The following is a 13776-nucleotide window of genomic DNA, read 5'->3' as shown; positions in this document are numbered from 1 at the left end:
GTATTCAGAACAACGTCACCTACAACAACGTCGGCCACTGCTTCTTCCTCGAGGATGCGGTCGAGCACGGCAACCAGATCGTCCACAATCTGGCGATCCTCACCAAGTGCCATCCCGACGGCAAGCCCTGCGAGCCGACGGACCTCGGCCCGTTCGGTGCGGAGGCGGACGGCAAGAACTTCAAGCTGGCCGGCCAGGACGCCAAGGATATCCTGATTCCCTCGGACAACACCGCGTCGAGTTTCTGGATCACCAATCCGGACAACACTTACATCGACAACGTCGCCGCGGGATCGGAGGCGACGGGCTTCTGGCTGGCCACACCGCAGCATCCGACGGGCGCGTTCCTGAACAAGGCGGGCAGCGAGAGCATCTGGCCGCGCAGTACCCGCTTGCGCGAGTTCAGGGGCAATACCGCCCACTCGAACTTCGACGGGTTCATGTTCGACCGCGGCCCCAGGTCCGATGGTCATTTCGGTCCCGGCGGCCATATGGCCCTTGCCAATCCGGCTGACCCGAAGAGCCCGGTCGTGGAGACGGTGTTCGAAGACCTCACCGGCTACAAGAACCGCAACAGCGGCATCTGGGCCCGCGGCGAGATGGACAGCTTCAGGGGCCTTAAGATGGCCGATAACGCGATCGGCTATACTCACGCGTCCGGCAACTTCGGCAATTCCGAATTCACCTCACGGGTGATCGATTCGCGCTTCGTGGGCGAAAGCGACAATATCGGCAATCCGAAGGCGCCGGCTGAGATCGCCTACGGCCGCAGCTTGCCACAGCCCAAAGTCCCGGACTTCCCGATCCGCGGCTACGAGTTCTACGATTACCTTCATCACCTGGACAACGACACCTTCGTGAATTTCCAGGACAACGAGACCCGCAAGACCGGGGCAATCTCCTACCTGTTGTATACCAGCTTCGGCATGAGCTCGAACAACACCGTGCAGCACGCGAAGTTCGTCAATGCCAAGCCGGTCTATTTCCCGCCGATGGAACACAAGTGGAGCAACGACGACTACGGCAACGGGAGCTACAGGACCTCGGTGTTCCACGATGTGGACGGTTCGGTAACAGGCGCCCCTGACTCATTCATTCTCATCAACGACGAAAACAACGCTGTCGCCATCGATAACGCCTGCGAGGTCAGGCCCAGCTGGAACGCCGCCGTGTGCAAGGGTGATATCGGACGCTTCACTGTTGGTGCGCTCGGCGGCCCTGGCCTTCCCGGCTTGGGCGGGGCTCCGGGCGCAGGTCCTGCCAGAGGCCCGGCTGCCCCTTCCGGTGCGGCCGCTGGTCCCGGTCGCGGCCCAGGCGCGGGTCCCGGCGGGCCACCGTTTGGCCGGCCCGCGGGACCTCCCCAACCACCCGTCGTTCTCAGCCGCAACGGCAAGGAGTTCACCCTGGCTGGAGATACCAACGTGCGCGCAGGGACCGAGATCAAGTTGACCACCGCAAGGCCGTCCGTCGCCCTGCGCCTCAGCGAACTCGACAAAGGCTCGTGGGTGATCTTCGAGATGCCGGGATTCACCACGGCGGCCGCGGGCACGCCGCAGGACAGCTTGGAGGCGTTGCGCAAGGCCAGCGCCACGTCCTTTTACAAGGACAAAGACGCCCTGTGGGTGAAGGTTGTCTCCACCGGCGAAGGCGCCCGCATCGCCGGCCCTGGCGCCGGTGGAACCAGCGTTGAGGTCAGCCGGTAAGTTTGGCCTGGCCCTTTAGGCAGCAGCCCCGGCGCAGGCCGGGCCCCTCTCCGCATCCTCCGGTCCACCGCCGCCGAGCATCCAGGGGCCTCACTTGCAGGAGGAGCAAAGTGGCGGAGAGCGAGGGATTCGTAGGTCGAGTCTAAGAACGTCAAGTTTCGCAACTTTCTCTAGTGGCGGGGCCGCTCAGCGACAATGGAACCCCGCGGCATCGCCAGCGCATGAGAGTGTGCCGGATGAAGGTTAGAAGCGCCTCTCGCGGATTAGCGAACCGATGGCGACCTTATAGATTACCGGCGTGTCGAACGGCAGCGCCTGCTGCCAAGTGGCGCCGGGGTAAAGCCGCTTCGCCTCAAGAGACCGACAGTTCTTGCCGCTCGTGTCGCACTGCCTGCCGTCAAACAGCTCCTGTGCGGTGTTGCCGGCGTTGGTAAGGAGGAGCGCCTTGCCCTTGCGCTCTGCGGCAACGTCGCCCGTAAACTGCGCTGGTCTGATGAGCACTAGCGCGTCATAGCCGACGAACATCTTGAGCGCGCTCGCGTCCGCCGAGAGGGGGCCGGCGACCGGTTTGATCGCCACGCGATAGACGCGGTCTGCGGCCGGCCGCTCGCCAATCGCGGCGATGCGGATCGTGCGTCGCTCGCCCGGAGAAAGGACAAGCTTTTGCGGCGAGACGAGGATGCCAGATCGTTCGGGGTCGGTCGCCGGCAGGCGTTGTTCGAAAGGTGTGCCGGCGAACCGGATCTCAAACGGCTCAGCCGAGACGTACATCCGCTCGGAGCCATCGTTGAACACTTCGATGTCATCGCGCGGGGGCTTACCCGGAAGCAGATCGACGATGACCTGGCTCAGGACCATCTCGGCGTGCGCCAACGAGGCGAACCCTAGCGCCATTCCGAACGCCAGCGTGACATGGACAATGGTCTTCTTTGTCATTCCGCCGTCCCCTCGACAGGCAGGACTCGTGGGTCGAGGGCGCCAAGCCACATTTCACCCGCGCCACAGCATAGCACCGATCCAAGCCGGACGACCCCGCCTTGCGGTTCACCCAATGGTAGCTTCGCCGCAAAGGAGCGGCCGTCATGCGTCGTCACGGTCAGCTCCGCATCATCGGGTGCCTCGACCTGGAAAAAGCCGTTGTCGTCAGTCTCACTCCAGACGCCCCTGCCGGTGATTGAGGCGCGAACGACCGGCTTGCCATCAGGGGCGACTAGGCGGCCGAATTTGATCGTGATGGGAGCAACCTTCCATTCGAGTCGGCTCACCGCGCCTGGGTAAAGGCCAATGTGGCGCGGAGAGCTGTCGTAGGCGAGCAAATCCTTCCCGGTCGGCCGGATGCGCACGTCGTAGGCGCGATAAGTCGCGAGGGGGAGCATGAGCGGCTGGTCACCCACGATCGTTCCGGCGACTTGCTCGTTGACGAGCATTTCGAAGCGATCGCCATCGCGTGCGCCCGCGACGTGGGCCACGACCAAGCTGTCGCTGGTGGTCTTGCCGGCAACCCGCACCGTTCCACCGCCGGCGATGATAGTTGTCTGCATGCCGACACTGTATTGTGATACGCTCGAGGGACCGTTGTCGCTGCGCACAAGATCGCCCGACAGCGAGCCCAGCGGGTGACGAAATTCGGACGACAGCACGAGATCGTCTTGCCGCGGCTGATGTTCAAAGCCGGCACCGAGAGCCAAATCGCCGCCTGCGGCGCCCGTCGTCCACGTCCCGGCGAGGGATGTCACAAGGCCATCGCCAAGATCGTCGGCGGTGATACTGGACGTCCTGCTTGCACCTAGCGCGGTCATAGACGCGTGTCCTCCAACTAGGCGCAGCGAAATACCCGCGAACTCGGAGGCGCCGCGCTCGGTCGCGGTCATATCGCCGCGCAAAGTTAGCGTGAACGGGCCCTTACGCAAGACATCCCACTCCAGTGAGGGGCCAACACTGTAACTCGCCACTTGCTCGTGATCCTCGCGGTAAGAGAACACGCCAAGAAAGCGGACGTTCGCCATGCTGTAGGATACGAGGCCGCCAATCTGCAAATAACTGTTGCCCAGCCGGGCCAAGCCAGCTGCGCCGAAGGAATTCGACAGCGAACCCCCGACTGGGCCAGCCGTTGGGCCTGCGGTCATTGAACCACCGTCGAGGCGCCGCAAATCGAAACTGAAGTTGAGCCGTGAGAATCCATTCGAGGCGAGCTGTAGGATGCCGCCGAAGCGCCCGTGAAAGTCGGCGATTGCGGCGGCGCGCACTTGCGCGAACTGCGTCAGCAGGGTCGCTCCCAGCTCCATCGACGCGGTTTTGTCGCTCGCCTCGATCTTACCCTCGACTGCCCAGCTCTGATTCATCCGGCGTCCGATGCCGGCTTCAAAGTAAGGATGGCGTGACGGCAGGAGGGCGCCCGGATCGCCGCCGCGGGCGAAGACGCCGCCGAAGGCGAAGAAGTCCGTCCGCCCGGGTGACGGGATTCGCCGGCTTTTCGTGAAAAATCGCCGCTCCTCGCGTGTTCGCCCGCCAGGTTCGTCAATCCGCAGGACAATTTGGTAGGAACCTTCGGGGAGATTGGCGGAATTCACCTGCTGATTCCCGGCTTCGTAGATCGCCGAATTGAGCACGCGGCCATCGCGGACCACATCCACCCGCGCTCTGCGATCGAGGTAGACTACAACCGGACTGCCGAGAATCTGGTCTTTGTCCAGACGCGTGTCGACTTGTGATTCGATGCCGAGACCAAGCAGCTTGCGCCGCCCCGTCAGGTCGGTTCCCGGAGCCCACAATGCACCGGCCGAGTAGCGCACCTCTGCCCGGTCCCATTCAAAAGCGAGCCGCTCGGCTTCGAGGCCGTGGTTTGTGGCGTAAGACATGTCTGCACGCAGCCGCCGCGTTCCATTCGCGAGTACGAGTCGGTCCTGCAAATTGTAGAAATTCCGGCCTGTGCCTGATTGCCCCGAAAGCACTGCACCAATGCCGTTGGTCATCGACAGGCCGCTCGTCGGCGTAGGCAGGTAGCGTTCCTCGACATTGTCGTGGATGACCAGCAGTCGAGGATTGAGGAACACGTCCAGGCGCAGCCGCTGCCGATCGAGGATGACGCCGACAATCTCGGGCGAGAGACGACCGCACGTGTCGCGGTCAGAGCCTGTCGAGCAGGCCAGGGCGGAATTTGCCCGAAGATCGGGCGCGGCAAGTGCCGCCTGGACGCGCGCCTGATCGGTTACAGCTGGCAGCAAATCAAACAAGGCCACGGGGTTTTTGACCCGCACGTTATCAGGCGTCGCGACAACAAGCGCCTCTCCCAGACGCACTCCTCCGAAATAGACATCAACCAGCAGCGTCTGATCCCCGGTCAGCTCGGCAAAGCCGTCGGGCTCGCCGACCGAGATCACCGGAGCGTTGCCGGCGCGCGCCTGCGCAGGCAGGAAGCTCGTGGCAACGGCCGCGCAGCCCAGCGCGAGCGCGCCGCGGCATCCGGTGAATGACCGTAAGTTGCTCATTCAGGCGCGATTGTGATTTGCAGCATACCCGAATAGGTCCCCGCCCTTGCCGACATCAGGGTCGCCGATCGGATAATCACAGTAAGGCTTGCCGAGGAGCTCGGACCGCTATTGCAGGTTTGCTGGCTGGCAGTGGAGGTGAAGCCCGACCTCGTCGTGCCCGGGGCCAGGGCGACGCCGCTGGTCTGGTTGCCGGCATCGGACCACAAGACATCGTACGGCAGCGGCGTGGCACCCGCGAGCAGCTCGAACGCTCCCCCTCCCCCGCTCCCGATCGCGGTGACCGAATATCCATTGGTATTGCTCGAGCTGTAAGCGCAAACGCTCTGGCTTGCCGACTGATCGACGTTGCTCGCGATCAGCCCGAAGGCGACGTCGCTCAGGCCGGTGAGGCGCGCCTTGTTGGACGCCGCGTGCGCAGGCGACGACGACGTGCCAGCGACAGCCGCCCACACAACCAGGCCCGCATTAAGGACTATCCCCGATTTCATGGTTAACGTTATGAACAGGGATCGTTAAGAACCGGTAAGCAAAGATGAGAAGCCCGCCCACGGCCAATGAACCGGGGCGGGCAAGTCACGAAGTGAATGACTTCGCTTACTGCGGCGTGACGAGAAGGGTCAGCGTTCCGGTGTAATTGCTCCCGGCGATCATCGTGCCGAGGTCAGTCGTGGTCATTTTGACGATTAGGCTGGCCGAGGCGTTCGGGGCGCTCGAGCACGTTTGGTTTACCGCGCCCGATGCCTGAGGAGAAGAGGCCGTCCCCGCGATCAGCGCCGACCCCGATGTCTGCCCGCTCGTGGCCGCCCATTCGACGGCGTAGGGCACTGTGCCGGCACCGTTCGACAGCGTGAAGGCGCTACCGCTACCGCTTCCGGTAGCCGTGATCGTGTACGCCTTGGTCGCGGTGTTGCTCCATACGCAGATATCCTGTGCGGCTGAAGCGGCCGTGCTGGGATCTTGATTGACAAACGAAACGTCGCTTAGACCTGTGATACGCGCACGGCTCGGTATCGACGCCGAAATGGCGATGTCGCCCGTCGACGTTGCGCCAAGTGTTCCCTGGTTTGCTGCCATCGCCTCACTTGCACTGATCTCGCAGGCAAGCAAAAGGCCAATCATCATCGATCGGCTAATCACGGCGCGAACCGTCCCTCCGCCAAGTGTCATCTTGATCCCCTGTTGTGGCTCTAGGTAAATGTCCCGAGGGGTCTTTTACGTGGGTGCGGTTAACAAACGGTTTGCCATGCAAGGAACCCTGCTCGCGCGCACCGCCCAGTTCTGACCACAAGGGTAATCGGCAGGCGCTACTTGTCTTGCGGTGCGCGGGGTGCATTCGTGCCGGTACGGCGCGGCCACCAACGTCAAGAATGGACTGGCGGCCGCGATGCCAGAAACGCTTCCCCGTCTTGGGCGTGCCGGGCATGTTCGTGCGCCAGCGATCAACTCCTGCGCTGCGGCAATCGCCATTCTTGTCGATCGTCGACGCGGCAGATCCGCTTTTCGATCGCCGGGCTTATGTCGCATTTTCACGAGCAATATCAAATTCGTATCGGGCACGGCGCTGGGCCCGGCAGCCATCGCAGCTCCATGCACATCGGAGCGCCGAATCTGAGGGTGAACTCGGCGCTCCTTTGATGCGGGCCACATCTGACCTCAAACATATGCTTAAGGCAGTCGTTGGGAGCGTCGGGCGCAACCCAGACCTATCCCGCGCGCGGCGCTCCTTCGGCTATCACTTCTTAACATTTGTAGCTGAGAATGTGACTCGGGAGTGCCGGGGGGTCGCAACCCCTCCTGACCCGGCGCTCCTTCCGCTCCCAAAAAGCGCCAGCACCCACCATCCACCGAAGGACATGCTTTTCATGGAAAAGGCGTTTGCTAAGGATTGAAGGTCGAAACCTCCGAGGGCCCACCACTCGGATTCCATGTGCGACCGCGGACTATAATGCACCACGCCAACGCCCCATCAGTGTCGAGCGCTGCCGAAACAGACCGATCGCCGGATTGCCATTGCCAAAGGAACAAGGCCCGGAACCGGAGCCGAGGTGGACGCGGTTCGATAGCGCAGACATAACATGGGCAGAGGCATTTCGGCGTTTGCCAGTTCTATCGTCGGGTTAATCGCCGGCCGACAACTCGTCCCGGATTCGCAACGCCGCGCCAACGGACACGGCTAGGCTCGCCGAATAGGCGTCAAAGACCACGCTGCGTTGCCCATCCTTTCCTCACAACCTGTCCTGCCGCGCTTCTGATGAAGAGTGACAGGCGAATGGCGTGCAAGTATTACTTGGCATGGGCCACCAGATTGGCGGCATTGATGTCTTGAGACCAAGCATCGAGTGCTCTCCGGCAAAATTCCTTTGCCGGCGGTGCCGACTTGCCGTCATCGACGCCGCGGGAATAAAGAGCCGCGCCTCTATCGAGCAACTCTCGACCGACCGCGCTGTGAGGAATAATCGTCTTGCTCCACCAGTTGCGCCACACGGCGATATCACTGCCCGGCAAGTAGCCGCCGCAATATCCGAGGAAATATTGACCCTCGCTCCAGATCGTGAGCGACCGAAACATCGGTTTGGTAATCCCCGCGGGCTCCAACCATTGGTGACCCTCCGACCACAGGTCGTCAAAGCGGTCGGCCATCGCAGCCGAGGCAGGGTACAACAGTATTGCCGCGAGCAAGAGTTTGTGCCTGAACATTGGAAAGGGTCGACCCCAACTCACCGTTCGATCAATGCAACCTAGAAGAGTAAAGCATAGTCATTCGAGTCGCGGAAGGAGAAGCGACTCGTCTCGCGATTTTCGCGCAGCGCTTATCGACTAGCCTTCCAGCGCCGATCCGCTGGGCAGGTACAGAATCCTCCGTCGGCCACCTGCGCAGTGAGTGGCGCGTTTGGACACGTGCGAGAGCAAGTGCCAAGCGTATCACTGGGCTCGAAGCGCAGCAACGAATTGCAAAGCAAGCCCCATCGCCGCTTCGGAAGCGCGCACCCAGCGCAGGGCGGCTTGAAGTCAAGCGTTGGTTAGATCTCGCTTACGGCTCACCACCCAACCACTTCAGGAGTCTGGCTGGCGAACTATCGCGGACATCCTCCAATGCAATCTCGAATACCTATACGAGCGAGGACTGGACGGCCAGACCGATCCTGCAGGACAGGACCACAATCGGGTGCCGGCTTGAAACCAAGATGGTCAGCCACCGCCTCAGGTAGGCGATTGGCGAACAGCATGCCGCCATATCGTCCCTGCGCCCAAGCAAGAGACCCGGCTGTCATACCGACGAGGGGCAAAGGCAGTTCGATTACGCCAGCGGCCCCGGGCAGCCGACTTCGCCATCGCCAGGAAGAGCGGCGATGCCTCTCCGGCCATCGATTTGGCATGCAGGAATTCGGGCTTCGCTTACCTCAATCGTCGAAGTCCAGAGTCGGCCGTGACCAAAGGCGCTTCCGGCAAGCCGCGGGAGGTATATTCACTCGCCGCCGTGCAAGCTCAAGCTGTCGCTAAGTGTCTTTGTAGGCGAGGGCCACTTTGGCGTTATTGCCAAGTCGCAATCGTCGCATCGCACCGCCAAGGGCGGCAAAACCGACGAGCAGCAGTGCCCAAGTCGACGGTTCGGGGACCGCCGGCGGGACCTGCGTCAAATAGAGTCCCGCATTCGAAATGCCACTTTGGGTATTCGAGTACCATGTGATCTTGTCGGTGTCCGCTGGCGCGTCGAGCAACCAGAACCCCGTCCCATTATATCCGTCACGGCCTCCGCCGAAATGGATGCCGATCACGGTCTTCCCGGATAGCGAGGTGAGGAAATCGATGGGATTGCCGTCTTGACCCGACCCCCATTCAATCTTTTCGAGCAGCGACGATGCATCGCCATCCAAGCCGCTCGTCAGGCCGAGAGCCTGAGTGAGCTTCGGTCCATCTTCGGCAACCAGGTTGCCCTCATAAAACCCAAGGCAGTCAAGGGTCGTAACGCTGAACGTGACGGTAGAGCAGCCTGGCGGCGGCGCAGCGACCGGCTTTCCCGCTTCAGCCGAGGACGCCCACGACAGGCCCGACAAAGTGGCGAGGGCGAAAAGGGTCAGGCGATTTACTCGACGAATCATGGGCCCTCGCGCGTGGACAGCGTTAAACTTCAGGGTCAAAACTTAACACCAGCCGCGGTGCACCGAAAGGCGAGAGTTCTTCTCGAGTTTCCCATTTTGGGATGCGTGTCGAGCTAGAACCGCGGACCAGACAAGGCTCAGGACAAGGCACGCGCTACACGCGCGTCCCTGACCCAATGGTAATTGGCCGCCATCCTCGCGGCATCATGAAGCCATCCAGAAACCCGCGGTGCTCGCGCCCGCCAAAGACGCTATTGTAATAAACAGCTCCGCAAAAGGAACAGCGCTCGCCCTTCGCCGCCCAGGGTTCGGCGATCTTCAACTGCTGGCCCGGGGTAAGCGGCAGGAAACGCGGCTTGGCCGCTTCGCAAAATGGATTGAGGCACTTGGCCATCTTCGACTCACTTTGTCTCGCGCCGATCTTTTGCCAGAACAGCGGTAATCACAAGCGCTAAGGTTTCCCCGCCAAATTAAACGCGAAATCCAACAACCGAAACGAACAAACTCCGCCGCAGAAGAGCCCGATCGACGCGCTGCTTTGGGCGCGAATTAACAGGCTTCCTGCCAAGCCCGGGGCCGCCAGCCGCTGGCCTCGAACGATGGCCTAAGTCGAGGCTGTCCCGTTGCCCTAAATGAGCTTGACTGGGTCTTGCCGCAAGCAGCTAGTCCTCTCGGACTATCGACCGGAAATCCATCGGGCGACGCGCCACCGCGCAGCGAACGAACTTTAGGCCTGTAGCCCGGACGTTAGGTTTCACCTTGGTGCCGTTGCTCACCTCGACAGCAGGCCATAGCTGTGCGGTGAGAAGGCAACTGGAGCTTGGGACGAATTCAACGTCCATGGGTAGTTCGGCGCGCCGAAAGTGTGGCTCGGCCAGCCCAAGTGGAAAGCGCAAGCGGCTTCCCAAAAGGGGACACCGGGAACGGCCTCGTTTCCTCACGCGCCGGAGGCAGTACTCGTGCGGCACGGTTGAACGAGAGTCGCCAATGGAGCTGTTCGAAACACTGTCGCCGAAAAGTCACCATGCCGTCCTATCAGGTAGGATATCGCATCGCGAAGTTGATGCAGTATGACAGCCGCAAATCCCTTCAATGCCCGCCAGCGCACGGTCCTGTTGGTTGGGCACCCCTGCACGGAAGTGACGGTGTTCGCCGATCAGGCGTGCCATCTGGGTTGGCGAACGATGTTCTGCACGGATCTGGCAGAAGCCAATTCCATGCTGGACACGTCGTCCGAGTTGCAGACGTCGGCGATAATTCTCGATCAAGACGCCGTTCAGGGGCCGATCGGGGAGGCTATTGCGGACCTAAGACGTCGCGAACGCAACCTTGGCATCGTCGCGATCGCCTCGAGCGCTTCATCGCGGTGGTTTTTTGATGCACTGCGCGCTGGAGCGGGCGATTGCGTCGCGAAACCTGTCACTCCGGAACAACTGCTCCAACTCCTGCGCAAAGCTACGAGCCGCGCGTACGATCACCTCCGCGAACGAGAGTCATGGGCCGATCAGCTTGAATTGGGGATCGGATTTGATTCGATGATCGAGGCCGATCCGTCGTTTCGCGCCGCCTGGGCACAAACAGAGAAAATCGCACGGGCTAATGTCCACGTGCTGATCGAGGGAGAACCTGGCACCGGCAAAGACCTCCTCGCCCGCGCCATTCACGCTGCCTCGCCACGGTCACGAATGCCACTCAAGCACGGCGATTTCAGCCACACCACAGCGAGCCAGATTGAAGCCGCGCTGTTCGGCTATGAGCGGGGGGCCTTTGTCGGTGCCTTTGACGCGCGTCCAGGACTGCTCGAGCAGAGTCACGGCGCCACGCTGATACTGAATGACGTGGACGACCTGCCAATACCCATCCAGGACCGGCTGGCGGAAGCCCTTTCAGACCGACGCGCGCTGCGCTTGGGCAGCGCGGCAGCCTACTGTTTCGACGTACGCATTATCGCGTTGGGCGATGATCCGATCGCCGAACTCGTCGAAAGCAAGGCATTCAGTACCGAGCTTTACAGAAAGTTCGAGTCGGCGCGCATCTACCTGCCTCCGCTTCGCAAGCGCCGGGAGGACGTGTCACTGATAGCGCGAGCGTTCGTCAGCACATTTCGAGACCCTCGAGATCTTCGCATGCTGGCGATCGACGACGATGCGCTGGCGCTGCTTCGGGGGCTTGATTGGCCCGGTAACAGCCGTCAACTCCTGGCGGTCCTCCTACGGGCGGTCGCGATGGCCACAGATCATGTTTTGACGCGCGCCGACTTCGTCGAATTAGCCGGCTCAGCCATGCCGGGCAAAGCCGTGCGCCTGGACCCGAGCCAATCGGCTACACCCGAGATGAAGATTTGCACCGAAGAGGGCCACATGCGTAGCCTCGACGACATAGAAGCCGATGTGATCCGCTTCGCGATCGAGCGTTACGGCGGGCGCATGGCGGAGGTCGCGCGAAGATTAAAGATCGGCCGCTCGACGCTTTATCGAAAGGCCCGTCAGCTGGGATTTGAAGGAATCTACGGGGCGAATGCGCGGGATTAGATCTGCGTAAGAACCTTCGGGCAATTCGGCTTCCGTTTGGCGCCCGCCTCGCTTGGAGCCGGCTGCTCCCGAGAAACTATCGGAGCCTCGCGGCTGCGATCACTCCGGTCAAGCGGATCGGCCAGGGCCGTCATGCGCCGCGGCATCAAAGGATTCGACAGGATCGGATCTTTCCCTGGCCAGCTCCGCCTCCTTTGTCGGTGGGCGCGACGGCTTGCATCTGACCAAGTCCTCCGGCTCGGAATCGCGAGCCGTTGCAGTTGGCGGCGTAGCTTAGCGCCGCATCGCGCGCTCGGATGCTCGGTTTGCGCGAAAATTCCCTACTCGAATTTGCACCCACGCGAGCCTGGGTCGCGCGCCTCCCTTCGATGTCTCAAGAGAAAAGGAAAGTTAGCGGCCATTAATCGGGAGCGAGACGGCTTCCGAGAACCTGCCCCTGGGAATGGCTACCGCAAGACCGACAGGCAATTTCCTCATTCTCTGCCCACGCGTCCACGGGCTCTAAGATTCGGTTAGCGTCCGATAACTTCATTTTAACCATAGCCCACCAAGGTACAAGGATGTGCTTATCCTCACTCTCTGCAGGCAACACGGCTGGTCTCACGGGCGACGCGGTTGATCGCACGACGTGGGAAAGGCGCGGGCCCTCAGATTGCGGCTTTGCCGGCTCACGGCGCAGCGGATGCAGCGTTGCGGAGTGCGAGGAGGAGGGGAGGTTTAGACGCTCGATGATGGTTTTGCGAATCTCGCCAAGTATAGCGCGAGCTGCTTTGGTGGTGGGATGTTCGATATTGGCTTCGGTCACCACTCCCGCGCGTGCCGACGTGCTCGAAGTCGGGGCCAGCGGCGCACAGTGGATCGCAGGCAACGGGGCTCCCGGTCAGCGGTTGACACTTCAGGTCGCGCAAGGCCCAGCGGTGCCCGCAGGCTCGCTGGCCGATCCTTCCGCGAGCGCTGGGAGGGTTCCGCAGCCCTATGCCGCAAAGGTACAGGAGCTTGCGGCCCGCTATGGCCTCAGCCCGGCGCTGATCGAAGCGGTCGTTTGGCAGGAAAGCCGCTGGCGCGCCGGCGCCGTCTCGCCGGTCGGCGCGCGGGGCCTCGCTCAACTGATGCCGGGCACGGCGCAAAGCCTCGGCGTCAATCCCGACGATCCGATGGCCAACCTCGAAGGCGGCGCGCGCTATCTGCGCCAGCAGCTCGACCGCTTCGGCGGCGACCTCGAAAAGGCGCTGGCCGCCTACAATGCGGGGCCCGGCCGGGTCGAGCAGGCCGGCGGCGTCCCGCGCATCCGCGAAACCCAGACCTACGTCGCGGCCGTGCTCGGCCGCCTTTCCGACCACACCCGGAGATAATTGCCATGCGTAAGCTTGCCCTCATTCCCGCGCTTCTCACGCTGTTCAGCCCGACCGCCGCGCTGGCGCAAGGCGTCGACCCGCGCGGCTCGGGCCCGATCGTCGCCGCGCTCGCCTGGATGCAGGGCACGCTGCTCGGCAACGTCGCCACCGCGGTCGCCGTAATGGCGGTCGCCGCAGTCGGCTTCATGATGCTCACCGGCCGTATGAACTGGCGCTTCGGGGCCACGGTGATCGTCGGCTGCTTCGTGCTGTTCGGCGCCGCCTCGATCGTCTCGGGCATCCAGTCCGCCGCTGCGGTCGGCTGAGCGCGGACGATGGAGCTTATCCGCCATCCCGTCCATCGCACGCTTACGCGGCCGCAGATGTTCGCCGGGGTGACCTACAACTTCTTCATCATCAACGCCGCGGTGACCACCGAGCTGTTCCTGATCACCGGCAGCTTCCTGGCGCTGCCCGCGGCGCTGGCGATTCACGGCATCGGCTACCTCGCCTGCCTGCGCGAGCCGCGGGTGTTCGACTTGTGGATGACCAAAGTCAGCAAGTGCCCGCGGGTCAGGAACTGGCAGCGCTGGGGCTGCAACAGCTACTCCGCATGA

General features: G+C 62.3%; 12 protein-coding genes. 5 read left to right on the top strand and 7 right to left on the bottom strand.

What is annotated here, in order from left to right:
- Nucleotides 1-1703 (top strand): hypothetical protein (locus G7B69_RS14570; RefSeq protein ID WP_207786039.1); only part of this gene is annotated, 1703 nt, incomplete at its 5' end.
- Between the two features lie 243 nt (nt 1704-1946).
- Here G7B69_RS14570 and G7B69_RS14565 read toward each other — a convergent pair.
- The 7 genes from G7B69_RS14565 to G7B69_RS14535 all read right to left on the bottom strand — a co-directional run bounded on the left by G7B69_RS14565 (nt 1947) and on the right by G7B69_RS14535 (nt 9688).
- Entirely contained in the window at nt 1947-2639 is a 693-nt protein-coding gene (locus G7B69_RS14565; RefSeq protein ID WP_166180577.1) for a hypothetical protein, read from the bottom strand.
- Complete coding sequence (locus G7B69_RS14560) at nt 2636-5191, bottom strand: TcfC E-set like domain-containing protein (RefSeq protein WP_166180575.1); 2556 nt, start codon at nt 5189-5191, stop codon at nt 2636-2638. The genes G7B69_RS14565 and G7B69_RS14560 overlap by 4 nt, the downstream gene beginning before the upstream one ends.
- Nucleotides 5188-5682, bottom strand: coding sequence for a hypothetical protein (locus G7B69_RS14555; protein WP_166180573.1), 495 nt, complete (start codon nt 5680-5682; stop codon nt 5188-5190). The genes G7B69_RS14560 and G7B69_RS14555 overlap by 4 nt, the downstream gene beginning before the upstream one ends.
- A 106-nt stretch (nt 5683-5788) precedes the next feature.
- On the bottom strand, nt 5789-6316 hold the full coding sequence (locus G7B69_RS14550; RefSeq protein ID WP_166180571.1) for a hypothetical protein: 528 nt from the start codon (nt 6314-6316) through the stop codon (nt 5789-5791).
- 1161 nt (nt 6317-7477) lie between these two features.
- Nucleotides 7478-7834 (bottom strand): hypothetical protein, encoded by a 357-nt coding sequence (locus tag G7B69_RS14545; RefSeq protein WP_166180569.1) that lies wholly within the window; start codon nt 7832-7834, stop codon nt 7478-7480.
- 857 nt (nt 7835-8691) lie between these two features.
- Nucleotides 8692-9294, bottom strand: a complete 603-nt coding sequence (locus G7B69_RS14540) for a PEPxxWA-CTERM sorting domain-containing protein (RefSeq protein WP_166180567.1) — start codon at nt 9292-9294, stop codon at nt 8692-8694.
- 154 nt (nt 9295-9448) lie between these two features.
- Nucleotides 9449-9688 carry a hypothetical protein gene (locus tag G7B69_RS14535; protein ID WP_166180565.1) on the bottom strand — a complete coding sequence of 80 codons (240 nt, stop codon included), beginning with the start codon at nt 9686-9688 and terminating at the stop codon, nt 9449-9451.
- A gap of 676 nt (nt 9689-10364) precedes the next feature.
- On the opposite strand from G7B69_RS14535, the gene G7B69_RS14530 reads away from it, so the two are divergent.
- From G7B69_RS14530 to G7B69_RS14515, 4 genes are all read left to right on the top strand, one after another.
- The gene (locus tag G7B69_RS14530) at nt 10365-11825 is read left to right on the top strand and encodes a sigma-54-dependent transcriptional regulator (protein ID WP_166180563.1); all 1461 of its coding nucleotides are present in this window, start codon (nt 10365-10367) and stop codon (nt 11823-11825) included.
- A 791-nt stretch (nt 11826-12616) separates the two neighbouring features.
- Nucleotides 12617-13177, top strand: a complete 561-nt coding sequence (locus G7B69_RS14525) for a lytic transglycosylase domain-containing protein (protein WP_243415201.1) — start codon at nt 12617-12619, stop codon at nt 13175-13177.
- A 5-nt stretch (nt 13178-13182) separates the two neighbouring features.
- Nucleotides 13183-13485 (top strand): TrbC/VirB2 family type IV secretion system protein, encoded by a 303-nt coding sequence (locus tag G7B69_RS14520; RefSeq protein WP_166180559.1) that lies wholly within the window; start codon nt 13183-13185, stop codon nt 13483-13485.
- Between the two features lie 9 nt (nt 13486-13494).
- A complete protein-coding gene (locus G7B69_RS14515; RefSeq protein WP_166180557.1) occupies nt 13495-13776 on the top strand; it encodes a VirB3 family type IV secretion system protein in 282 nt (93 codons plus the stop codon).

Source organism: Croceibacterium segetis, from assembly GCF_011320115.1.
Classification (GTDB): Bacteria; Pseudomonadota; Alphaproteobacteria; order Sphingomonadales; family Sphingomonadaceae; genus Croceibacterium_B; species Croceibacterium_B segetis.
The sequence above is the reverse complement of the archived record's forward strand: the minus strand, read 5'-3'. Positions and strand labels throughout refer to the sequence as shown.

Coding starts and splice junctions, on each gene's coding strand:
- G7B69_RS14565 (WP_166180577.1), bottom strand. CDS start 2,639: ATGACAAAGAAGACCATTGTCCATGTCACGCTGGCGTTCGGAATGGCG.
- G7B69_RS14560 (WP_166180575.1), bottom strand. CDS start 5,191: ATGAGCAACTTACGGTCATTCACCGGATGCCGCGGCGCGCTCGCGCTG.
- G7B69_RS14555 (WP_166180573.1), bottom strand. CDS start 5,682: ATGAAATCGGGGATAGTCCTTAATGCGGGCCTGGTTGTGTGGGCGGCT.
- G7B69_RS14550 (WP_166180571.1), bottom strand. CDS start 6,316: ATGATGATTGGCCTTTTGCTTGCCTGCGAGATCAGTGCAAGTGAGGCG.
- G7B69_RS14545 (WP_166180569.1), bottom strand. CDS start 7,834: ATGGCCGACCGCTTTGACGACCTGTGGTCGGAGGGTCACCAATGGTTG.
- G7B69_RS14540 (WP_166180567.1), bottom strand. CDS start 9,294: ATGATTCGTCGAGTAAATCGCCTGACCCTTTTCGCCCTCGCCACTTTG.
- G7B69_RS14535 (WP_166180565.1), bottom strand. CDS start 9,688: ATGGCCAAGTGCCTCAATCCATTTTGCGAAGCGGCCAAGCCGCGTTTC.
- G7B69_RS14530 (WP_166180563.1), top strand. CDS start 10,365: ATGACAGCCGCAAATCCCTTCAATGCCCGCCAGCGCACGGTCCTGTTG.
- G7B69_RS14520 (WP_166180559.1), top strand. CDS start 13,183: ATGCGTAAGCTTGCCCTCATTCCCGCGCTTCTCACGCTGTTCAGCCCG.
- G7B69_RS14515 (WP_166180557.1), top strand. CDS start 13,495: ATGGAGCTTATCCGCCATCCCGTCCATCGCACGCTTACGCGGCCGCAG.